22 protein-coding genes and 1 pseudogene are annotated in these 21553 nt (G+C 71.1%); 21 read left to right on the forward strand and 2 right to left on the reverse strand.

Going from position 1 to position 21553, the window contains the following annotated elements; all coding sequences use genetic code 11:
* A pseudogene (locus AB0I49_RS36955) lies at positions 1–120 on the forward strand (TIGR03842 family LLM class F420-dependent oxidoreductase); the annotation flags it as partial.
* Positions 121–266: 146 nt separating this feature from the next.
* Here AB0I49_RS36955 and AB0I49_RS36960 read toward each other — a convergent pair.
* Positions 267–926: a response regulator transcription factor gene (locus AB0I49_RS36960; RefSeq protein WP_363231633.1), complete on the reverse strand. Its 660-nt coding sequence runs from the start codon at positions 924–926 to the stop codon at positions 267–269.
* A gap of 419 nt (positions 927–1345) precedes the next feature.
* Between AB0I49_RS36960 and AB0I49_RS36965 the strand changes: the two genes are divergently transcribed.
* The 20 genes from AB0I49_RS36965 to AB0I49_RS37060 all read left to right on the forward strand — a co-directional run bounded on the left by AB0I49_RS36965 (position 1346) and on the right by AB0I49_RS37060 (position 20199).
* A complete protein-coding gene (locus AB0I49_RS36965; protein WP_363231608.1) occupies positions 1346–1660 on the forward strand; it encodes a transposase in 315 nt (104 codons plus the stop codon).
* Positions 1657–2031, forward strand: a complete 375-nt coding sequence (locus AB0I49_RS36970) for an IS3 family transposase (RefSeq protein ID WP_363231609.1) — start codon at positions 1657–1659, stop codon at positions 2029–2031. Before AB0I49_RS36965 ends, AB0I49_RS36970 begins: the two co-directional genes overlap by 4 nt.
* 221 nt (positions 2032–2252) lie before the next feature.
* Positions 2253–3239, forward strand: coding sequence for a hypothetical protein (locus AB0I49_RS36975; RefSeq protein ID WP_363231610.1), 987 nt, complete (start codon positions 2253–2255; stop codon positions 3237–3239).
* Positions 3221–4018 (forward strand): nucleoside-diphosphate kinase, encoded by a 798-nt coding sequence (locus tag AB0I49_RS36980; protein ID WP_363231611.1) that lies wholly within the window; start codon positions 3221–3223, stop codon positions 4016–4018. Before AB0I49_RS36975 ends, AB0I49_RS36980 begins: the two co-directional genes overlap by 19 nt.
* A 565-nt stretch (positions 4019–4583) precedes the next feature.
* Entirely contained in the window at positions 4584–5765 is a 1182-nt protein-coding gene (locus tag AB0I49_RS36985; protein ID WP_363231612.1) for a pitrilysin family protein, read from the forward strand.
* Between the two features lie 2 nt (positions 5766–5767).
* On the forward strand, positions 5768–6565 hold the full coding sequence (locus tag AB0I49_RS36990; protein ID WP_363231613.1) for a GNAT family N-acetyltransferase: 798 nt from the start codon (positions 5768–5770) through the stop codon (positions 6563–6565).
* Positions 6562–7581, forward strand: a complete 1020-nt coding sequence (locus AB0I49_RS36995) for a hypothetical protein (RefSeq protein WP_363231614.1) — start codon at positions 6562–6564, stop codon at positions 7579–7581. The genes AB0I49_RS36990 and AB0I49_RS36995 overlap by 4 nt, the downstream gene beginning before the upstream one ends.
* On the forward strand, positions 7578–8540 hold the full coding sequence (locus AB0I49_RS37000) for an ABC transporter ATP-binding protein (RefSeq protein ID WP_363231615.1): 963 nt from the start codon (positions 7578–7580) through the stop codon (positions 8538–8540). The genes AB0I49_RS36995 and AB0I49_RS37000 overlap by 4 nt, the downstream gene beginning before the upstream one ends.
* 11 nt (positions 8541–8551) lie before the next feature.
* Positions 8552–9304, forward strand: coding sequence for an ABC transporter permease (locus tag AB0I49_RS37005; protein WP_363231616.1), 753 nt, complete (start codon positions 8552–8554; stop codon positions 9302–9304).
* On the forward strand, positions 9301–10152 hold the full coding sequence (locus tag AB0I49_RS37010) for an ABC transporter permease (protein WP_363231617.1): 852 nt from the start codon (positions 9301–9303) through the stop codon (positions 10150–10152). The genes AB0I49_RS37005 and AB0I49_RS37010 overlap by 4 nt, the downstream gene beginning before the upstream one ends.
* 134 nt (positions 10153–10286) lie before the next feature.
* Positions 10287–10805: an adenylyl-sulfate kinase gene (locus AB0I49_RS37015; RefSeq protein WP_363231618.1), complete on the forward strand. Its 519-nt coding sequence runs from the start codon at positions 10287–10289 to the stop codon at positions 10803–10805.
* Complete coding sequence (locus AB0I49_RS37020; protein ID WP_363231619.1) at positions 10802–11572, forward strand: class I SAM-dependent methyltransferase; 771 nt, start codon at positions 10802–10804, stop codon at positions 11570–11572. The genes AB0I49_RS37015 and AB0I49_RS37020 overlap by 4 nt, the downstream gene beginning before the upstream one ends.
* A complete protein-coding gene (locus tag AB0I49_RS37025) occupies positions 11569–13872 on the forward strand; it encodes a PEP-utilizing enzyme (RefSeq protein ID WP_363231620.1) in 2304 nt (767 codons plus the stop codon). Before AB0I49_RS37020 ends, AB0I49_RS37025 begins: the two co-directional genes overlap by 4 nt.
* Positions 13873–13903: 31 nt before the next feature.
* Positions 13904–14506 (forward strand): gamma-glutamyl-gamma-aminobutyrate hydrolase family protein, encoded by a 603-nt coding sequence (locus AB0I49_RS37030; protein WP_363231621.1) that lies wholly within the window; start codon positions 13904–13906, stop codon positions 14504–14506.
* Entirely contained in the window at positions 14503–15264 is a 762-nt protein-coding gene (locus AB0I49_RS37035) for a phosphocholine cytidylyltransferase family protein (protein WP_363231622.1), read from the forward strand. The genes AB0I49_RS37030 and AB0I49_RS37035 overlap by 4 nt, the downstream gene beginning before the upstream one ends.
* Positions 15261–16142, forward strand: coding sequence for a TauD/TfdA family dioxygenase (locus AB0I49_RS37040; protein ID WP_363231623.1), 882 nt, complete (start codon positions 15261–15263; stop codon positions 16140–16142). Before AB0I49_RS37035 ends, AB0I49_RS37040 begins: the two co-directional genes overlap by 4 nt.
* Positions 16139–17734: a pyridoxal phosphate-dependent aminotransferase gene (locus tag AB0I49_RS37045; RefSeq protein ID WP_363231624.1), complete on the forward strand. Its 1596-nt coding sequence runs from the start codon at positions 16139–16141 to the stop codon at positions 17732–17734. Before AB0I49_RS37040 ends, AB0I49_RS37045 begins: the two co-directional genes overlap by 4 nt.
* A 3-nt stretch (positions 17735–17737) precedes the next feature.
* Positions 17738–18583, forward strand: a complete 846-nt coding sequence (locus AB0I49_RS37050; protein WP_363231625.1) for a sulfotransferase domain-containing protein — start codon at positions 17738–17740, stop codon at positions 18581–18583.
* The gene (locus tag AB0I49_RS37055; RefSeq protein WP_363231626.1) at positions 18584–19411 is read left to right on the forward strand and encodes an aminoglycoside phosphotransferase family protein; all 828 of its coding nucleotides are present in this window, start codon (positions 18584–18586) and stop codon (positions 19409–19411) included.
* An 8-nt stretch (positions 19412–19419) separates the two neighbouring features.
* Positions 19420–20199: an inositol monophosphatase family protein gene (locus tag AB0I49_RS37060; protein WP_363231627.1), complete on the forward strand. Its 780-nt coding sequence runs from the start codon at positions 19420–19422 to the stop codon at positions 20197–20199.
* A 38-nt stretch (positions 20200–20237) separates the two neighbouring features.
* On the opposite strand, the gene AB0I49_RS37065 is transcribed toward AB0I49_RS37060, so the two are convergent.
* Positions 20238–21533 carry an ATP-grasp domain-containing protein gene (locus tag AB0I49_RS37065; protein ID WP_363231628.1) on the reverse strand — a complete coding sequence of 432 codons (1296 nt, stop codon included), beginning with the start codon at positions 21531–21533 and terminating at the stop codon, positions 20238–20240.
* Positions 21534–21553 lie beyond the last annotated feature (20 nt).

A 21553-nucleotide genomic window follows, 5' to 3' on the forward strand; every position in this document is an offset into this window, starting at 1 on the left:
GAGAAACTGCGCGTGCTACGGGAGTTGGGCGTCGACCAGTTCGCGCTGTACGCGATGCACGACGCGAAGGAGACGACGATCGACGCGTACGGGGAACGGATCATCCCCGAACTGGGCTGACCGGGACAGATACCGTGCTGCTGGTCGAGACGGTCCGCAAGGCCGGATGGGACCGGGCGTATCGGCGGCGCTGACGCCATGGCGTCGCCCGAGGCGTGTGCCGAAGGCCCGGGGCGGTACGCGCCGCCACAGCGGCTTGTCCACGCTCACCACCCGGTGCCCCGTGCCGTATTGCCGCCGAGCAGCCCGGCCCGCTCGGCGAGCAGTGCCGCCTGGACACGGCTGGAAACCCGGAGCTTGGTGAGGATCGAGCTGACGTGGTCCTTGACGGTGCCCGCGCTGAGGTGGACCCGGGTACCGATGTCGGCGTTGGACAGCCCTTCCGCGATCAGGACGAGCACGTCGCGTTCCCGGTCACTGAGCAGGGTCACCCGGGCCGCACCCGCGTCCGGCGGCGCGCCTGCTCCGGGGTGGGCGCGCAGCAGGGCGCGGGACGCCTTCGGGGACATCACCACTCCGCCCGCGGCCAGGGTGCGCACCAGCTGGGCCAGTTGCTCGGGCTCGGTGTCCTTGAGCAGGAAGCCGGCGGCGCCCGAGCGGAGCGCCGTCAGGATGTACTCGTCGGTGTCGAAGGTGGTCAGCATGGCCACGTGCGGCGGCTTGGGCAGCGTCTGGACCTCGCGCAGGACGGTCAGGCCGTCCACGTCGGGCATGCGGATGTCGAGGAGTACGACGTCCGGGGCCTCGCGCCGGATCACCTCGGCCGCGTGCGCCCCGTCCGCGGTCGCCACGACCTGGAGATCGTCGGACGCGTTCAGGATCAGCTTGAAGCCGGACCGCACCAGCGCCTCGTCGTCCACCACCACTATCCGGATCACACCCGGTCCGCCTTACTGTTGCCTGACTGCGTCGGTTTCGGGCGACCCGTACGCCATCCGCCAGGGATGAGGCTCTTGTGCGGTGATCGCCCGCCGTCGGCAGTAAGTCTCGCAGGACGCGCGGTGGCGCGGCCACCGAGGACTCCGGACACCCGGCGGGCCGATTCCATCCGGGCCGCTCCCGTAACACGACCGCCGGCGCCGCGGTCGTGACCGACGCCGCCGCCCCGGGTGCACGCCCGGCACCGGTGGGCGGCGAGCAGGTGGGCGAGGAGCTCGACGACGGGGCGCCGACACGGCACGGTGATCGCCGGTGAACGTGTGGTGATCGCGCGTTGAACCAGTCCCCATAGCGTCTGGGGAGGCGCCCGGTCAGCGAGGCGCGGAGCGCCCACCCGAGCTGGAGGATGATCACGGTGAGAGAAGGCAAACACTCCACGCCACTGCGCGAGCGCGCGGTCCGGATGGTGTCCGATGTACGGGAGCGGACCGGACGGAGCACAGGCGCCGTCGCCGCGGTGGCCGACCGGCTGGGACTCGACCCGCACGTTCTGTCGTCCTGGGTGGCACAAGCCGGCACCGGTACGTCGGCGCCGTCGGCCAACGGCGATGAGGTTGCCGTGCTGAACAGCCGCATCGACGCTCTGCAGCGGGAGAACGACATTCTCAAGGCGGCCTCCCTTTTTTTCGTCCGGGAGCTCGACCCCCCACTGCGCAGGTGATTCCTTTCATTGAGAATTACAAGGAGTTCTATGGAGTCGAGCGCATCTGCAGGACGCTGAACATATCTGCGTCGACGTATTACGCGGCCCGGTCGAGACCGCTGTCGGCCCGCGGACGGCGTGATACCGAGCTGCTGGTGGCGATCAGGCGGGTTTATGACGAGAGCGGCCAGACGTTCGGTGCGCGACGGGTGTGGACCGTGCTCCGCGAGCAGGGCGTCGAGGTGGCCCGCTGCACCGTCGAGCGGCTGATGCGCCGGGCGGGGATGTCCGGCGCGAGCGGCGCGCCGGGCCTGCGCCGGGCGCCCGTCGGCTGGGGAACGGTCCGGCCTGAGCTCGGTCCCTCCCAGAGAACAGAAGCGATCCCATGAGATTCTCGACGCAGCTGCACAAGTCAGGTCTTAACGTTCCGTCGGGCTTCCGACATCTGCGAACCTCCGCTCTGCTCAGTGGAGGTCTGCTCGCTCACCTCGGCTCTCCGGGGCTGCCGACCTACACGGCGATGGGAAGGGAGATCCTCGACCGGATAGAGCAAGCCCTCGCGGACGGGGCCGAGCGAGCCGGATTCTCGCGGGTCCACATACCCTCGATCATGAAGGACAGTGACCTGGAGGCGGGTCAGGAGGTCGGAGAGCAATTCCTGGGCAAGGTCCTCTTCTTGTCCGACACGATGAGCGGCTACCACCTGATGACCAGTCCGGAGATGCTGCTGACCGGCGCGCTCGTCGACGCGCCGTTGTCGCATCGCGATCTGCCCGTCCGGGTGAGCTATCTGGCGGACATCTTCCGTCAGATGAAGAACACCCGGTCGATCCTGCGGCTGCGCCAGTTCCGTGTCCTCGGCGGTCTCGCCCTCACCCCCGAACCGGCCGGGGTGCTTGATGCCCTGGAGGACCTGGTGCGGACCACCGTCGGCACGCTCGACCGGTTCGGGCTGCGCATTACGGCCGCATGGCGCGAGGACCCACTTCACGTCGAGCTGTTCTGCGCCTCGACGGAAGGGAGCACCAACGTTCCGGATGCCTCTTCGCTGACCGGCCGGAGCAAGGCGTTGAGCCTCGCGATCGGCTACCACTACGGCGTGGGCCTGCCGCCGGCCGTGAACTACCGCTCGTCCGACAACACGCTCGCGGGCGCCTCCGTGGCGACCTATGCGCTGTGCACCAACCGGGTCCTGTACGCCGTTTTCGACCAGCACAGGGACTCGCTGGGCTTCGCCCTTCCCGCCGAGTTGCGTCCGTTCGAGGTGGTCCTGGTTCCCTCGGGTACCGCGGCGTTGCCCTCGGCCGAACACCTCTACGACGTACTCGTGGCCAGTGGTGTGCGCACGGCACTCGACGACCGTGTCAACCGCCCGGTCGTGGCGCGCAGCCGTTTCGCCGAATATATCGGCGCCGCTGTCTCCTGCGAAGTGTCCTCCGACGGACAGCTGTCGGGTCGGCTGCGGGGCAGCACGGCCCCGTTTCTGTGCTCCGACGACCCTGCCGACGTCTCCCGTTCCCTGCGCCGGCTGCTGGGCGACGCCCGGCACGGCTCTGCCTCCGGAAAGGACGCCGCCTCGTGCCCTACAGCCTCCTGATGGTCAAACCCGACGGCATGCGGCGCCCCGAGGTGCTCGCCGACATCGAGGAGGAGCTGGCGTCCTCTGCTGTGATGGTGTGCCGGACGGTGGACACGCGACTCACCCGCGAACGCGCGAGGACGCTGTTCCCCTCCTTCGACGAGGTTCGCTATCCCCTGACCAGGGCACTGCTGCTGTCGTACATGACGAGCGGGCCGGTTCGAATCATGGTGCTGAGCGGCGTGGACGCCCTCGGCGATGGACGGCGGATCCGACGCGTCGTACGCAAGCGGCACGCCGTCGCGGGCCTGGCGAACTGCCTGCACGCCGCGGCCGACTCGGCGGAAGCCGCAGCCCAGTTGGCCTGGCTGGCCGAGGAGCACGGTGCTCCCGCTCAGTGGTCCCGGGACACCGGGAGCATCCCGGCCTCGGCCCCCGTCGATCTGGTCCCCGGCGTCGAGGGAGACCTGGCGAAAGCCGACTTCGACGCCCTGGGAAGCACCGTGTGGGCCAGGCTGGAGGAGGTGGGCTGGGACGGGTTGTGGTCCTGGCCGACGCGCCGTGGTGAGTGGGGCGTCAGTCTGGTGTCGGACGATGCGCATTCCCTCGACTACGCGGCATCGGCACTGTACGAGGAGCATCCACGGCTGCCCCCGGAACGCACGCTGGAGGCGGTGCTGAGGGTGGACCAGGCAGGTTCGGCGACTGTCTTCGCCGGTGCCCGCCCGCAGGCGCAGGCGCTGGCGGACCGGCTGACGAGGCGTGGTCTGCGGGTGGCCGTGGCGCCGGGCGGCTGACCGCGGCATGCGCGAAGGCGTCTCCGGCAGACACAGCGGGGCGGCCGGGCTCTCCGGAGAATGACTGCGGAGGATTTCGTGAATTGATCCGGCCGCCATCGAAATGCGGAGGATCTGCAAGCCGATTGGTAATGCGCGTCTGTCACGTCTCCCCGGGAGACATAGGGAGGCGGTCGTCGCGCACGGCTGACCGCCACTCCATCTTTCTCGGTGCAGTTCTCCTCTCCGGAGTACGGGCATCATCTCCATGCTTTTCGGGGTGATTGGATGAGATCAGGTGCCGACTCTGCATATTTTCCGGGCTGGATGGGAGTTACGCAGAATTCTCCTTGACTCGCCTCCGGAACCTCCGTCTAATTAATCCCGGCAGGCAATCACATGGCCCGGCCAGAAATAACGAATATTGAATGGAGGTGTTTTTCATGCGTCAGCACGCCGCTGCTATGCGTCCGCGCCTCGAGAAGGTGACGGCCAAGAAGAAGTGAAGTAGTGCATGAGGGCAGCCGGGGCCGGTCGTCCGTACGACGACCGGCCCCGGCGAGCCCCCGGACACGAGGGGACCCGCATGGCTTTCGAAGGCACACCGCCGGTCGTCGCCTGCGTCGACGAGCGGTTGACGACCACCACCATCTGCCTGGCGGTCGGCTACGGCGCCCGTCACGACCCGGCCGGCCGAGGCGGTCTGGCCCACTTGCTTGAGCACCTGCTCATGGCGGCTTCGACGGACGGCGGGACCTCCTTCGCGGAACACGTGGAACGGCTCGGCGGGTACGCGAACGCCGAGACCGGCCTCGAACAGATGCTGTTCTACGCACGTGTGCACGCCGACGACGCCGACGAGACCAGCCGCAAGCTGCTGCGGGCGGTGCTCACCCCGGCCTGGAACGGCGACCTGCTGCGGTCGGAGCGGAGCGTGGTGCTCAGCGAGCTGGCGGCCGCGGAGGCCGACGACAGCGACGTGGTACAGGACCGCTTCCTCTCCCTGCTCTTCGCCGGCCATCCGCTGGGGCGGCCGGTGGGCGGAAGCTGCGCCGAAGTGGAGGCGCTGGAACTGGACGCCGTGACAGCCGGTCACCGCGAACTCTTCCGGTCGTCCCCGATGACGGTCTTCGTGACCGGACCTCGCGTCCCGGCGGCCTTCACCGGCGCCCCCGCCCCGGCACACGACTGCACTGCTCCCGCGCGGCCCGTTCCCCCGACCGCGGACAGGGCGGCGCCGGTCACCTGGCCCGGGAAGTACGCCTGGGCGGCGATCGGGTCTCGTTCCGCCGGCCTGGCCGACCCCGACCGGCACAGCTTCGAACTGCTGGCACACCTGCTCGGCGGCAGCCCTTCGTCCCTGCTCTACCGCACCCTGCGCAGCGAGCGCGGTCTTGCCTACATGTTCCAGGCGTGGAACCGCAGTTACCGCGAAACCGGTGCGTGGCGGGTCCTGGTGGGCGTGGAACCCGGAAACGGCGACGCCGTGGTGGACACCGTGCGAACCGTGCTGGAACAGGCGGCGGAGGGGCTCGCCCCGGAAGACTTCGACGCCGCGCGCAGGCAGGCGCGCTTTTCACTGATCGTCGGGCACGAGGAGCCCATCGAGTTCGTCCGCGGCATGGCGCAACGCACCTGCGCCGGAACACGCCCCTGGTCGCTCGACGGCGAACTGGCCGCCCTGGACACGGTCACCCCCGACGCAGTGGGCCGGGCCGCGGCCCATGTGCTCGGCCAACTGACCGTAGCCGTCTCTCCGGAGGTCTGACCATGCCGGTGATCCCCCTGCTCCCGGCCGCGTACCTCGCCGACGCCGACGCGTGCGGACTGCTCCACCGCCATGAGGGCCTTCCCTACGTGGCCGGCCGCGGTGCCGACCCGGCGACCGGCGAGCTCCAGTACTACGTCGAGTACTGCGACCCGGCACTGCTGGCCGTAGGGGCGCTGGAATGGCTGACCGCACGGGTACGGTCCGAGCATTCCGGCACCGATCTGATCGTGGTCCGCGTCCAGGGGGAAGCCGAACTGCCCGCGCCCTGGCATCGGCATCAGACATACGTCCGGCGCACCGGCCCGCCGCCGGCCGTGAGCGGCGACGGCGTCACCGTGGTGCCGGCTGGGCCGGAACATCTCGGCGTCCTGCTCGGCTGGATCTACGAAGCACTCGTCAGGGCGGCCGACGAACGTGGACGGTCGGGCGACCCCGCTGTGGTGCGGCGCATCGCCGAGGAAGTGCTGGACACCCCTGGACGGCTCTCCTACGTGGCCTTGGACGACGGCCGCCCGGTCGGCCATCTCACGCTGCGCCGGCGCCGGCGCGACGAGGTCACGGGGGAGGAGTACGCCGAGCTGTACGACGTACTGGTGGAGCCCGCCGAACTCCGCAAGGCGGCCTCGACCGCCCTGCTCGCCACCGCGATCGGCCGGCTCGACCCGGGGGAGCCGCTGCTCGGCCAGGTGCACCATCCCGACGAAATTCTTGCCCCCGGTCAGGGCGAGCGTGTCCTGCGCGGCCTGCTCGCCTCCGGCTGGGCCGTCGACCACTCCTTCTGGAGGCTCACGCCGTGAAGACAGACCTGCTGTACGACCTCCTTGACGTGGACCCCGACTCCGGCCCCGCCGAGCTGCTGTTCCGCGCCAGGGGAACCCACTACCAACTGCCCTATCTGGTCCTGTCGTCCCTTGCCCGGGAGGGCGCGGCGATGGGGGAGCACGCCCGCGCCGAACTGGTCCGCGCCGAGAACCGGGCACGCCGGTACGCCGAACTGGCCGCCGAGCTGAAGGCCGAGACCGGGGTGCGCACGATCAAGGGCCTCCAGCTCGCCGAGCACTACCCGCGCGACCTGCTGCGCCCGATGGGAGACCTCGACCTGATCGCCCGCACCGAGACCATGCTGTGGCGGACCGTCGACCATCTGGTGGCCGCGAACCAGGTGGAGAACATCGACGTCACGGTGTTCGGAGAACCGCGGCACACACTGGTTACCCTGTTCTGGCCGGCCGAGGACCGGCTGGTGGACCCCTGGTACAAGGTGGAGGTGTGCACCGCCGCCCTGGTGGGCGACCTCGCGGCCGTACCGGTGCGCCCGGTGCTCTCCGCCCCGGACGAGGTGGAAAGCCTGATCGCACTGGCCGAGGAGGGCCTCCAGCGCCAATTCCGCCATCGGGACGCCGTGGACGTCCTGATGCTCTCCGAGGCGGACTTCGACGCCGAGGCCACAGCCGCGACGGTGGGGGAGTACCGGCTCGCGCCGGAGGCCGCCGGACTGCTGGACTTCGCCGCCAGGTACGTCCCACTCGGCCGACTTGAGCCCGTACGCGGTGCCCTGGGCCCGGAGATCGCCCGCGAGCTGGATCGGCGTGAGGCCGGGGCGGCCCCGGTCGTGCCGCGGCACGGTCTCCTGCTGCGCCGGGCGCCGGCCCGACGGGACTGGGACTCGGCGCGGATCGTGCCCTGCGACGCCGGCGAACTGCTGCTCACCCCGGTCGCGGACTACCTGCTGACGGGAGGCGAGGTGGTCGCGCGGACCGCGTACGACACCGCGACCGCCGCCCTGGCGGCATGGGACGGTGAACATTCGTGACCGCCGCGGTCGTCACACGGGGACTGACCCGCTCCTATCGGACCGGCAAGGGCGACACGGCCCGTACCGTGCAGGCCCTCGACGCCCTGGACCTGACCGTCGAACCGGGCGAGATCCGCGGTCTGCTCGGCCCCAACGGCGCGGGCAAGACCACCCTGTGCCGGATCCTCTCCACGATCCTGCTGCCCACCTCCGGGACCGCCACGGTCCTCGGCCACGACGTGGCCGCCGATCCCATGGCGGTGAAGCATTCGGTCGGCATCGTCTTCGGCGGGGAGAAGGGCCTCTACGGAAAGTTGACGGCTCGTCAGAACTTGAACTTCTGGGCGGCTCTGTACGGTCTGCGCGGAAAGGCGCTGCGCCTGCGCGTGGACGCCCTGCTGGAACGGACCGGTCTCGCGGACCGCGCCGAGGAACAAGTCGACACGTTCTCCCGCGGCATGAAGCAGCGCCTGCACCTGACCCGAGGAATGGTCGCCGAATCGCCTGTGCTGATCCTGGACGAACCGACCGCGGGCATGGACCCGGTCGCCGCCCGGGACTTCAGGAGCCTGGTGGCCGAACTGCGCGCCGAGCGCCGCACCCTGCTGATCACCACCCACGACATGGCCGAGGCCACCGCGGTCTGCGACCGGGTGAGCCTGATCGACCGCGGCAGCCTGCTGGTCACCGACACCCCCGATGCCATCGGTTCCCTGGTCTCCCGGCACGAGCGGATCGACGCGGTCGGCGTGCCCGACTCCCTGTGGGCGGAGCTGCCCGGCACGCCGGGCGTGATCTCGGCCGTACGGCTGGCCGACGCCACGCAGCGCATCGAGACGGACGGCGCCTCGGCCACCGCGCGAGTCCTGGGGCGGCTGGTCGCGGCCGGCGTCACCCGGATCAACACCGGGCGTCCGAGCCTTGAGGAGGCCTACCTGCATGTGATGGGGGACCGGGGAATGTCGGTGAGCCGGTGAGAATCGCCCGTGTGGGGTTCGCCTTCCAGCTACGGATGATCAGGCGCTCCCCCGACACCGCGCTGGTCTGCGTGACCGCTCCTCTATACACCCTGATCCTGCTGGCCATCACCGAGCACGGCGGACGCGGCGACCTGGCGGCGTACGGCGTCGTGGCGCCCACGCTGATGGCCCTGTGGACCATGGCGCTCAACCTCGCCGGTCAGATCATCACCGAGGAACGCATCCTGGGCACGCTGGAGGGACTGGTCGCCGCGCCCGCCTCGCTGTGGGTACTGGTGATCAGCCGCCTGTCCGCGGTCACCGTCGTGGGACTCGTGGCCTTCGCGGAGGCATGGCTGGTGGCCGGGGCGGCCTTCGGACGATGGATCGTCCCGGCACACGGGGCCGTCTTCCTGATCACCCTGTCGGCGGCCGGTCTGGCCACGGCCGGTACGGCGAGCGTGCTGTCGACGCTGTTCGTGCTCGCACCCAACGCGCGAACCATCCAGAACACCTTGACCTACCCCTTCTACCTGCTGGGCGGCGTGATGGTACCGGTGTCCCACCTCCCGGCCTGGCTGCGGCCCGCGTCCGCCGTGGTCTTCCTGTCCTGGGCGGCCGACCTGCTGCGCGACAGCCTGCTCGACCCGCCTGTGCACCACGTCGCCCTGCGGCTGCTGACGCTGGCCGTCCTCGGGGCGGCCGGCGCGGCGATCGGCGCGGTTCTGCTGAAACAAGTCCTGCGACATGTCCGCATGCTCGGAACGCTGGCACGGACATGAGCGACCGGACCACCGCCCCGGCCACCGACCCGACCACCGCCCGGGCGTTCCCGCGGCCGCCCGGCCCGGCACACATCGTCCTGCACAGCGCGGCCAACGCGCTCGCCGATCTCCGCGCCGTCTACACCTGGAAGACCTGGACCTTCGGCTGGCTCGGCCGGATGCTCGCCCAGGTCACCTTCTTCGCGCTGGTCGCCACCATGCTCGACCGGCCCGGCGCCCTGACCTACTTGGTGCTCGGCAACGCCGTGATGACGTGCGTGGTGGAGTCCATGATGGTCGTGGCCTCCTCCAGCTGGGAACGGTTCCTCGGCACCATGTCCCTGCTGTCCGCCTCCCCGGCGAGACTTGTCTGGGTGTTCTTCGGCCGGAGCCTTCAGTGGCCGCTCAGCGGCGCCGGCACCTCCCTCGTGGCCCTGTTCGCGCTGGGACCGGCGTTCGGCGTCCACTGGCAGGCCGGCAAGACGCCGGCAGTCGTGCTGCTCGTACTGCTGACCGCGCTGGGTTCCTACTGCTTCGGGCTCTTCCTGGCCGCGGTGGTGGTCAATCTGCCGGGACTGCGCAACATCGTCTCCAATAGCGCGTACCTGCTGATGATGGCGGTCTGCGGCGTCCAGGTACCGGTGTCCTTCTGGCCGCAGTGGGTGGGCGTGCTGGCATGGCCGCTGCCGCTCACGCACACGCTGTCCGCCGTGCGCGAGCTGGCCGGCGCCGGCCGCATGGGGATCACCCTGACCGAGTCCGGGCTGGCCCTGCTGGTCTCGGCCGGCTGGTTCGCCGCCGCCTACCTGACCTTCCGGCGACAGGAGACCCGCGGGCGGCGCACCGGAGCCCTCTACCTCACCTGACCCGCCCCGGCGGGCCCCGGTGACCACACCGGCGGCCGGCGAACGCTTCACACACCCCGGTCACCGGCCCCGCGCGACACCGGGCGCCGGTCCACTCGTAGCGAAATCGTTTCTCAGGCAACCACGGAGCACTCATGGACCGACACGGAACCGTCGTCTGGCTGACGGGCCTGTCAGGGACGGGCAAGTCCACGGTCGGCGCCCGCCTGCGCGACCTGCTGCTGGAACGCGGCGTCCGTCCGGTCGTCCTCGACGGTGACCGCATCCGGGCCGCGCTCCCCGGGGAGTTCGGCCACACCCCGCCGGAACGGCGAGCGCTCGCCGCCGGATACGGGCGTCTCGCCCGGGAGTTCGCCGAGCAGGGCCACACCGTCCTGTGCTCGACGATCTCCCTCTTCCACGACGTGCACCGCTGGAACCGCGCCCACCTGCCCGGCTATGTCGAGGTGTGGCTGCGGGTTCCCGAGGCCGAGCTGCGACGCCGGGATCCCAAAGGCCTTTACCGACGGGCATCGGGCGGCCTCGCGGGGGTCGGCCAAGCCGCCGAGTTCCCCGATGCGCCCGACCTCGTCATCGACAACTCGGGGGACACCACACCCGACCGGGCGGCAGCCACCGTCCTGCACACTCTCCAGCGAAGGAAACTGCTGTGACCACGACGAACTGGGATTATACGAGACTGGCTCCGGCCTACGCGGACCGTCCGGACTACGCGCCGGAGGCCGTCGACGCCATCCTGCGCCTCACCGGCGCCGCCTCGGAGGACCTCGCCTGCGACATCGGCGCGGGCTCCGGCCACCTCACCCTGCCCCTGCTGGAGCGAGAACTGCGCGTCGACGCGGTCGAACCCAACGCCGAGATGCGTGCGCTCGGCGTCGGCCGCACCGCCGCGCACCCCTCAGTGCGATGGTTCGACGGCACTGCCGAGTGCACAGGCCGTGCCTCGGGCCGCTACCGGCTGGTCACCTTCGGCTCCTCGTTCAACGTCGCCGACCCCTCGCTCACCCTGCCGGAGACGGCACGCATCCTCACAGACGGCGGCTGGTTCGCGTGCGTGTGGAACCACCGGGACGTGACGGACCCCCTGCAGTCGGCGATCGAGGAGCTGATCGTCGAGCGGGTGCCCGGCTACTCCTACGGCAGCCGACGGGCCGACCAGAGCACCGTCATCGACGCCAGCGGGCTCTTCGGCCAGGTACACGCCCTGGAGCACCAGGTGGTGCACGAAGTGGACGTCGAGACCTGGTGCGCGGCGTGGCGGTCGCACGCGACCCTCGCCCGGCAGGCGGGCGACGACTTCGACGCCGTGGTGGACGCCATCGGCCGTCTGGTGCGCGCCGGCGGGGCGGTCCGCATGGACATCCCGTATGTGACGCGCGGCTGGACGGCGCAGGTGCTGTCGAAGGCGGACCGGCCGTGACCGCCACCCAAGTGCGTTTCGGCACCAAGGCCGAAACGCTGAAGGCACTCGACCCGCTGCTGGCGAGCGGCAAGGTGCTGCCCGCCGTCCACTTCACGGTCCGCGACTGGTCCGAGGACCGCGCCGGTGTGCTCGGCCGCATCCTGCGGTCGCCCTGGGCCGCCGCACCACTCGCTGTGCGCAGCAGCGCCCGGGGCGAGGACTCCTTGCTGGCCTCCCAGGCCGGACGGTTCCACACCTCTCTCGGCGTCGTGGGCAGGGTCACCCTGGAACGTGCGGTGGAGACGGTCATCGCCTCGTACGACGGACCGGACGGCGACCATCAGGTCCTCGTCCAGCCGCAGCTGACGAACGTCGTGGCCAGTGGGGTGGCCTGCTCCTGCGACCCCAGCAGCGGCGCCCCCTACCGGGTCCTCACTTGGCTCGACGGCGGTGAGACCGACGCGGTGACCAGCGGTCGCGGTGACGGCGTACGCACCTGGTACGGAGCCGTCGAAGCCGTGCGGGCCGGTATCGCCAGGCCGCCGGTGGCGGGTCTCGAAGGCGTACTGGCGCTGGTGGACGAAGTGGTGACCCTGACCGGCCACGACCGTGTCGAGGTGGAGTTCGCCGTCACGACCGACGGCGACGCGGTGCTCCTCCAGGCGCGGCCTCTGGTGGTCCAGCCGAGCGAGGTCGGGGCGCGAGCCCACAGCGCGCTGCTCGGCGCCGTGGCCGACCGCTGGGCGCACAGTGCCGCGGACGCCGGGAAGGTACTGGGCAGCCGGCCCCTGTACGGCGTCATGCCGGACTGGAACCCGGCGGAGATCATCGGGGTCCGCCCACGGCCCCTCGCCCTGTCCCTGTACCGCAGGCTGATCACCGACCGCACCTGGGCGCGCTCGCGGGCGGCGTACGGCTACCGGGATCTGACCGGCGTCCCGCTGCTCGCCGAGTTCGCCGGCATTCCCTACGTCGACATCCGCGCCAGCTTCTCGTCGTTCGTGCCCGCGGCCCTGCCCGACCGGCTCGCCGGACGCCTGGTGGACCACTACACCGCCCGGCTCGCCGACAATCTCCACCTGCACGACAAGGTCGAGTTCACGATCGTCCTGTCCTGCAACAGCTTCGATCTGCGCAGGCGGTTGGCGGAACTGGCGGATCACGGATTCCAGGCCGCCGACCGCGCCCTCGTCCGGCAGAGCCTGGTGACGCTGACCAATCGGCTGCTGGCCCCCGACGGGGCCTGGCGGCGGGACGTGCGCCGGCTGGAGCTGCTGCCCACCGCCCGCGACGGCATCAGGGCCGCCCTGACGGCCTGCGTGGAGTACGGCGCGCTGCCGTTCGCGGGCCTGGCCCGCGCGGGCTTCGTGGGAGTGCAGCTCCTGGACGGCCTAGTCGCCGCCGGAGTGCTTTCCCAGCCCGACCGGGCCGCGGTGCTGGGCGGTCTGCGCACCGTCGCGAGCGCCATCACCGAGGACTTCGCCACCCTGGACCGGGCCGTCTTCCTCGAACGCTACGGTCATCTGCGTCCCGGCACGTACGACATTCTTTCGCCCCGGTACGACGAGGCCCCCGACCTCTACTTCGACTGGGCCCGGGGGGCGTCGCCCCCGGCCGGGGCGGAGGCTTTCCGCCCATCGGCGGCACAGCGCCGCGACATCACCGAGCTGCTCCGCGAAGCGGGCTTCACCTGCACGGCCGACGAACTCCTGCACTTCATCGGCGAGTCCGTCAAGGAGCGTGAGCGGGCGAAGTTCGAGTTCACCCGGGTGCTGAGCGACGTGCTGGTGACGGCGCGCCGCACCGGCCACAGCCATGGATTCACGGACGAGGACATCTCCTATATGGAGATCGACACGCTCACCGCGCTGCGCGGCGACGCCTCCGACCGGGCGGCCCTGGAGCGGGCCGTGGAACGCGGCCGCGGGCGTCACGCCGGCACCCGCTCGGTGCTCCTGCCGCCGCTGCTGCTCTCCCCCGAGGACGCGTGGGGTTTCGAACTGCCCGATATGGTGCCGAACTTCGTGACACAGCTTCGGGTCCAGGCACCCGTCGCGGACATCGAGCGCGGCGCCGCTCCGGAGGGCGCCATCGCCTTCGTCGCCAGCGCCGATCCCGGCTACGACTGGCTCTTCGCCCGTGGCATCCGCGCGCTGGTGACCGCCTACGGCGGCATGAACTCGCACATGGCGATCCGTGCCCAGGAACTGGGCATCCCGGCGGTCATGGGCGTCGGGGAGCGGAAGTTCGCGCTGTGGCGTCGAGCCGAGGTCCTCGATCTCGACTGCGCCAACCGGATGGTGGAGGTGCTGTCATGAGCGCTGTCGGCGCGCGAACGGAGGCGCGGTCGTGATCAACGTCGGCATCACCCAGCGTCTGACCGGACCGGACCGGTTCGGCGAGCGCAGGACCGCGCTGGACGTCCGTTGGCCGGCCTTCCTGGCCCACTGCGGTCTGGCCGCGGTTCCGCTGCCCAACGACCCCGGTATGGCTGCGGCACTCGTGGAGTCCGTGCCGTTGGCCGGGATCGTGCTGTCGGGCGGCGAGGACCTGGGCCGCTACGGCGGCGACGCGCCCGAGCGGGACGCCACCGAACGCGCCCTGCTCACCCGGTGCCTGCGAACCGGGCAGCCGCTGCTCGGGGTGTGCCGGGGCATGCAGGTCGTCGCGGACCACTTCGGCGCCGCACTGCACCAGGTGAACGGACACGTCGCCGCCCGGCACGACGTACACGAGGGCCAGAGCGTCCGCACGGTGACCTGCTACCACCGGTGGGCGGCCGTGGAGCTTCCCGAACCCCTCGCGGTGACCGCCCGCCGCGGCGACGTGGTGGAGGGGCTGCGCGCGCGAACCGCCCCGGTGCACGGCATCATGTGGCACCCCGAACGCGAGCAGCGTCCCGATAAGGCTGACTTGGCCCTGTTCCGCTCGGTGTTCGGGGGTGTCGCGTGAAAGCCGTGATACTGGCCGCGGGCCGTGGCTCTCGGCTGGCCCCGTTCACCGACGACCGCCCCAAGTGCCTGATCGAGGTGGACGGCCGGACGTTGCTGGACCGGCAGGTCACCGCACTGCGCCGCGCGGGCGCGCGCTCCGTCGGAGTGATCACGGGCTGGCGGGCCGAAGGGTTCGCCCACCTCCCGCTGACTCGCTGGCACAACCCCCGGTGGGCCGACACGACCATGGTGGACACCCTCGTCCGGGCGGAGGCATGGCTGACCTGTGACACGACGCTCGTCAGCTACGGTGACATCGTCTACGCGGCGGCGGACGCCTCGGCGCTGGCCGCACTCGACGCCCCGATCGCGGTGGCGTACGACCCGCGGTGGCGCACGCTGTGGGAGAGACGCTTCACCGATCCCCTGGCGGACGCCGAGACCTTCGCAGTGGACAGCGGCGGCCGACTGACCGAGATCGGCGGCAGGCCCTCCCGGCTGGAGGACGTCACCGGCCAGTACGTCGGGCTGCTGCGCTTCACGCCAGAGGGCTGGCGGGAGGTGCGCCGCGTCCTCGCGACGGAGCCCGCGGCGGCCCATATGACGGACCTGTTGGCCCGTGTCGTGCGCGCCGGACGGCTGCCCGTGGCCACCGTTCCCCTGCGCCACCCGTGGTTCGAATTCGACCATGTCTACGATCTGGCGCTCGGCCGCCCCGTGGTCGCCGCGCTCGATGCCCTGGAGACCGATGGCCACGTTCCGGGAGGGGCGGCATGACCGAGCACGTCGTCATCCTGGACAGCCCGGAGCTGGCGGCCGCCCGTTCCCGGGTCCTGGCCCCGGGGCACCGCTACCCATTTCCCTCCGTGCCCCGGCGCACCAGCCCCGCACAGGCGCTCGCGGAGCTGGTTCCCGCCGCCTCGGCGGACGGCGTGGCCGCGGTGCGACTGGACAGCCCGCTGCGGCCCGAGGAGTTCCTCACCCTGGGGGAGGCGCTGGGCGATCCCGTGTTCGAGACCGCGCCCGCGGTCCGGCAACGGGTCACCGCCGGCCGCATCCTCAATCTGGTGACGGACACACCGGACACGCCCGACATCGACCAACAGCCTTTCGCAGCCGGCTGGTTGCTCGTCCACAGTGAGAGCAGCGCTCGCCCGCTCACCCGCCAGCCCCGGTATCTCCTCTTCCAGTGCCTGTTCGCCGCGGCCTCCCCCGCCGACGCCCAAACCATCGTCATCCCCTTCGACCGCGTGGCCGACCGGCTCGATCCAGCGGACCTCACCACGCTCACCCGGCTGCGCTACCGCGGTGCCCGGCACCCGCTGGCCCGTGTTGAGGAGGGCCGCACGGTGTTCTCCTTCCGCGACCCCGGACCGCACCCCCTCGTCCTCGACGCGGATCCCGGCGTCACCGCCCAGGAGGTCCGGGCGGCGGTGACGGCCCTGTGCGCCGCCGTCCACCACACCGAGACGGTGTCGGCGGTGCCGTGGCAGCCGGGACTGTTGGTCCTGCTCGACAACCACCGCGCATTTCACGGCCGTACCCGCAGCAGCACCCAGGCCACCGGTCGGCACCTTCAGCGCCTGCGCATCGTCACCCACGCGAACAGGCACCCCACCCCGCAGACCGACCGAGAAACGAGGTCCATTCGGTGAGAACGGGACCCTGGCAGACCGAGAGGCCGGCGCGCGGCTTGTTCGCCCACCTGCCCGCCCCCCGGAGCACCCCATCGCAGGCAGGCCGACCGCGGACCGCGCCCGCCGTCGCCGCACCGCTCGGCGGGACCGACGGCCACGCCCCGGTGGACGAGCTGCGCTCCGTCTTCGAGCGCGCCCCCGACCCGGCCGACACAGGCCGACTCCTGGAACTCTTCGTGGGGCAACAGGAGGCGACCGTGCCACCCGTCGGACGTGACGCGGCACGGGACGCCTGGGTGTCCTCGCGGCGGCGGCGCACCCTGTCCTCACGCGAGCTTCTCGAACAGCCCGCTCTGCCTCACCTGGTGAAGTCGGTGTTCGACTTCTACTTCCGCGACGACCTCTACGGCTACTGGGCCGGCCAGGAGCCCATCATCCTGTCCAGCGGCTCCTTCGACGAGACCGTCTTCGGTCTGCCCGCCTCGCTCAAGGACTGCATCCGGTACGCACTGGACCGCAACTGGTACGGATACTCCGACTCGTTGGGCCGGGCCTCGGCGCGTGAGGCGCTGGCCGTCCTGGAGACCGTACGCTTCGGCGGCCGGCTGACCGTCGGCGCCGACCGGATCGCGGTCACCCTGGGCGGTACCGCCGCGCTGGACTCGATCGTCGACCTCCTGGCCGGAGCTCGGCCGCACGACACCAGGCCGGCCCTGTGCGCCGTCCCCAACTACCCGCCGCTGATGGCGGCGATGGCCCGCCGGATGCCGGTGCACTGCGTCGAGACCCCGATCGTTTACGGCGGCACCGACATCACCGCGCTCATCGAGCGGGCCCGCGGCGGCGCCCGGATGATCCTCCTGCAGACCGTCACGAACCCTTCGGGACTGCGCGTACCCGAGGAGCGGCTGGCCGAGCTGATCGAGGCGGCGCCCCCGGACTGCTACATCGTCCTGGACGAGTGCCACGACGCTTTCGGCCCGGAGGTGCCCCTGACGCCCGCGCGTATGGCCGACAACGTCATATCCATCCGCAGCGTCTCCAAGCGCTGGGGAGCTCCGGGCCTGAAGGCGGGCTGGCTGGTCGCCTCTCCCGACGTCATCGACGAGTTCTACGGCCAGGCGTCCACCACCTACGGCGGCCCGCCCTCACTGTTCTACCTGCTGATCGAAATGCTGGGACTCTTCGAAGCCGCCCGGCTCGGCGGCGCCATGGACGTCCCGGCCGTGCTCGGGCGTCTCTCGGACGACTACGGGCTGAACACCGCGACGCTTGAGGCAGGGTTCGCGGACTACCTGCGGGCCACCGAGGAGATGACCGAGCGGGTCCTGCGTTGTCGGCGCCATGCGGTCGACGCGCTCGACTCCATGGGAGTGCCCGTGCTGGTGCCCGAATACTCCATCAACCTGCTCGCCCGGTTCGGCAACGAGCCCAGCTACCGCACCTACCGGCGTCTGATCAGCGAGACGGGCGTGTCGACCTACCCGGGACTGCTGTGCGTGGCCGGCGGCCCCGGTCTGGTCCGGCTGAGCCCCTGCCTGCCCGAGTCCGTGCTCGACGAGGCGATGGCGCGGCTGGCCAAATGGGCCGCCCGTCGGGAAGAGGGCTGAGACATGCGCGAAACCGACGCTCTGAATCCCCTCGCACTGCACGCCGCGAACGTGGCCCGGCTGCGGGAAGGCGCCGTCGTCGTGGCCGGCTACCCCGGCTCGGGAGCAGCGCTGGTCGGCAACATCCTGCTGGAGGCCGGCTTCGACTACCTCGACCCCTATACCGAGGTGGTGCATGAAGACGGGAGCGTGACCCCGGCCGAGGAGAGGGTCGCCTACCGCAGCCGACTGGCGGCCTCGGAACTACGGGACCGCGCGGGTCGCGGCGGGCGCGGGGACGTGGCGCAGCCCGACGGCGCGACCAGCCCCGTCTTCGTCAAGACGCACCGCTATCCGGAAGAGTTCGGCGGCGGCCCCCTGCGCGCCGCCGTCCTGCTGGTTCGAGATCCGCGCGATGCCGTGCACTCGTACTACCGCTGGCGTCAGGGTTTCTCCGAGAGCGGTGAACACGGCAGCTTCGAGGAGTTCCTGGGCCGTCCCGCGGCCGGCGGCCTGACGCCCGCCCTGGACTGGGCGGAGTTCAACCGCCGCTGGGCGGACCTGCCCGGTGGGCCGGTCCCCACGCTGCGCTTCGAGGACGTCAAACGCGACCCCGTGCAGGCCGTGCGGACGGTGCTGTCGTCCCTGGGCATCGCGAGCGACCCGGCGCGCCTCGCGGACGCGGCCCGCCGCAGCTCCTTCCAGGCCATGCAGGCCCACGAGAACATACGGGCGCACGATTCGACGGCACGCATCATGAGGCGCGGCAAAATTGGAGAGTGGGGAGAGTGGTACACGGCGTCGCTGGCGGTCTCCTTCAGGACGCGGCAGGTGCGCGAAACCGCCGCCCGTTTCGGTTACGAGCTCTGAATGCGTGAACTGGCCGAGGCCGTACACCGGATCACCGGCCGGCGCGCATACCGTCTGCTGCAGGACCGACCGGGGCGGTGCGTGGTACGCGTCACCGACGGCGACGGCAGCCCGTCGGTCATCAAGTTCGACGTACGGCCCGAACGCAGTGCTCGCGAGGGGGCCGTGCTCACCCACCTCGCCGAAGGACCGGCCGCTCATCTGGTTCCGGCAGTCGAACGGCACGGGCTCCTGCCCGACGGCACGGCGTTCCTCCAGACCGAAGCCGTCGGACCGGACCCGGCCGGCCTCCCGGCTCCACCGGGTGGGGACGAAGCCGTCGGCCGCCAAGTGCTGGGGGCGCGCGTGCGGATCCTGCACCGGGCGCTCGTGTCGCTCGGCCCCGAAACCGTACCGGCCCTCGGCGCCCCTCCGAGCCTCACCGACTTCGCCTCCGCCCAAGCCCGGCTGCTCGTCTCCTGGGGTGCACTGCCGGCCCGCGCGGCCAGCCGGCTACGGGAGCGTCTTGAGACGCTCCCCCGCAGCCGGACAGTCGTTCACGGCGACCTGAAGCGTGAGCACGTCTTCCACGATCGTGCCGGTGTCCGCTTCATCGACTGGGCCGACGTGCGCGTCGCCGACCCCATGTGGGACATCGCCGTCCTGACCCTCGACGACGTCGACCACACCCCTGACCTGCTCCGCGGATACGGCGCCGACGCCCATGCGGAGTCGGTGACGGCCCAGCGGCTGGTCCGCGCCATGAGCGACGTCACCTGGGCCAGGTCCGCGGGCCGGCCCGCCCACGGGCCGCTGACTCGCCTGCGCGACCTCCTGAACACTCCGTGAGGAAGACCATGAGTTCGGACACGACCCGGAAACTCGTCGAGACCCTGATCGAGGCGGCGGACGCGGCCCTGGACGTCATACGTTCTTCCGCCGTCCAGGGCCCGCGCGACGACGTCTTGGCCGACGAAGGCATCGACGCGGCCGTGGTGCCCCTGCTGGCAGGCCGTGGCATGGTCGTCCACAGCGAGGAAAGCGGCACCACCGTTCCCCCGAGGGCGGGCCGGCACGCCGTGATCGTGGATCCGCTCGACGGATCGTACAACTTCCGCCTGGGCGTGCCCTGGTACGCCTTCAGCGCCTGCCTGATCGCGGACGGCCGGCCGGCCATCGGGCTGGTACGCAACCTCGCCACCGGCGAATCCGTTCTCGGCATCCGGGACGGCGGCGCCTGGGCGCTCGACGGAACGGGCCGGCGACGCCTCGCCGTGGCGCCCGTCGAATCGCTGGCCGCAGCCAGGGTGCTCTACTCGGGCTATCCGGCCCGGCCGGTGCCCTGCACGACGGTGCGCAACCTGGGGTCCAGCGCCCTGGATCTGTGCGCCGTGGCGAGCGGAGGCTTCCATGTGTCGATGGACCTCTCCCGCAGCGGCACCGAGTCGTGGGACCACAGCGCCGGCCTCCTGATCGCGAACGCCGCGGGAGCCGCCGTCGCCACGCTCCACCGGGCGCCCGGCCGGTTCGGGGACGGGATCTTCCAGCGCCGCCATCTGGTGACGGCCGCGACACCGGGACTGCTCCACGAGGCCGCGGCCTGGGCGCGACGCGAGGGTCCCGCACCGCGCCGCTGACGCGACGGGGCGCAGGACGACCAGCGCTCACGCCACCCTTACATCACCATCCGCATCGCGTCGCGAAGGGCGTTCTCGTGGGCGAAAATCCCCTCGGCGTCGGCCGCACTGACATAGGCGAGCAGCCCGTGGCCGCCGCCGAGGGACAGATCGAACGTCCCCGAGTGCAGCCCGTGCACACTGTGCACGCCGGCACGTTCCTCAAAGGACGGGTCGAGCCGGACCTCCGTGGACCGGTCGGCGAGCGACGCGTCCAGACAAGGGGTGAGCATGGCCGCGTACCCCCTGAAGCGCGGCAGCCGAACCGGCTCCACGCGCAGGGCTGCTCGAGCGGCTTCCGCGATCACGTCGTAGCCGGCCGAGTGCAGCAGCGTCATCCACAGGCCCCCGCAGGCACGCCCGTTCACCTCGATCACGCGGGGGCCTTCGGCGGTGAGCTTCAGCTCGGTGTGGGTGACGCCCTCCGTGACACCGAGCGCCACGAGAGCGGCAGCTGCCATGTCGGTGACCCGCGCCTGTGCGGTTTCGGGCAGCACCGACGGATGGACCTGCCCGTTCTCCCGGAATCCGGGAGACAGCGGCAGCTTGTCACCGACGGCGAGATGGTGCACGGCGCCGTCGCTGACGAGGGACTCCACGCTGACGTAGTCGCCGTAGCGGGCGTCGTCGGCGCGCTCCACCCCCGTCAGCAGCTCCTCCACCATCATGTACGGGTACTCGGTGTCCGCGAGCAGCCGGTGGGTGCGGTCCAGGCCGTCGAGTGCTCCGAGAAACGCGGTGGCCGCCTCCCAGGCGGCGCGCAGTTCCGACGGGGAGTCGACGCGGCTGGTCAGGGCGCTTCCGCCGCCTCTGATCGGTTTGAGTACGGCCGGAAAGCCGACGGTCTCGGCGGCAGCGCTCACGTCGTCGGCCGTGCGAAGAGGGTGGAAGCGGGGGCAGGGCACCCCAGCAGCGGCCAGCGCCTCCCTCTGGAGGTACTTGTCGGTCAGCCGCCGTGCGGCCGCGGGCGAGTTGAAGGGGAGCCCCAGTTTCTCGGCCACGGCGGCGCCCGAGCGCAGGACGTTCTCGGAGAAGGTGAGCACACCGTCGACGGGGCACTCGGCGTGCAGCGCGGCGGCGGCGGCGATCATGCCCTCCTCGGAGGAGACGGCCATGGCCCGCCCTGCCTCCGCCATGATCGGGACGTCCCGTTCGGGCTTGGTCAGGTCCCGGGAGTCGAAGAGCCACGAGAGCCGGGCCAGGCCGGCCAGGCCGGGGGCCAGGAGCTTGGGGCCGGGCCCGCCGATTCCGACGATGAGCAGGAGGTGCGGGAGCCGCACATCTGAGTCGGCCATGCTGGTCCTTTCGCGTGTGC

The sequence above is a fragment of the Streptomyces sp. NPDC050617 genome (genome assembly GCF_040654795.1).
Classification (GTDB): domain Bacteria; phylum Actinomycetota; class Actinomycetes; order Streptomycetales; family Streptomycetaceae; genus Streptomyces.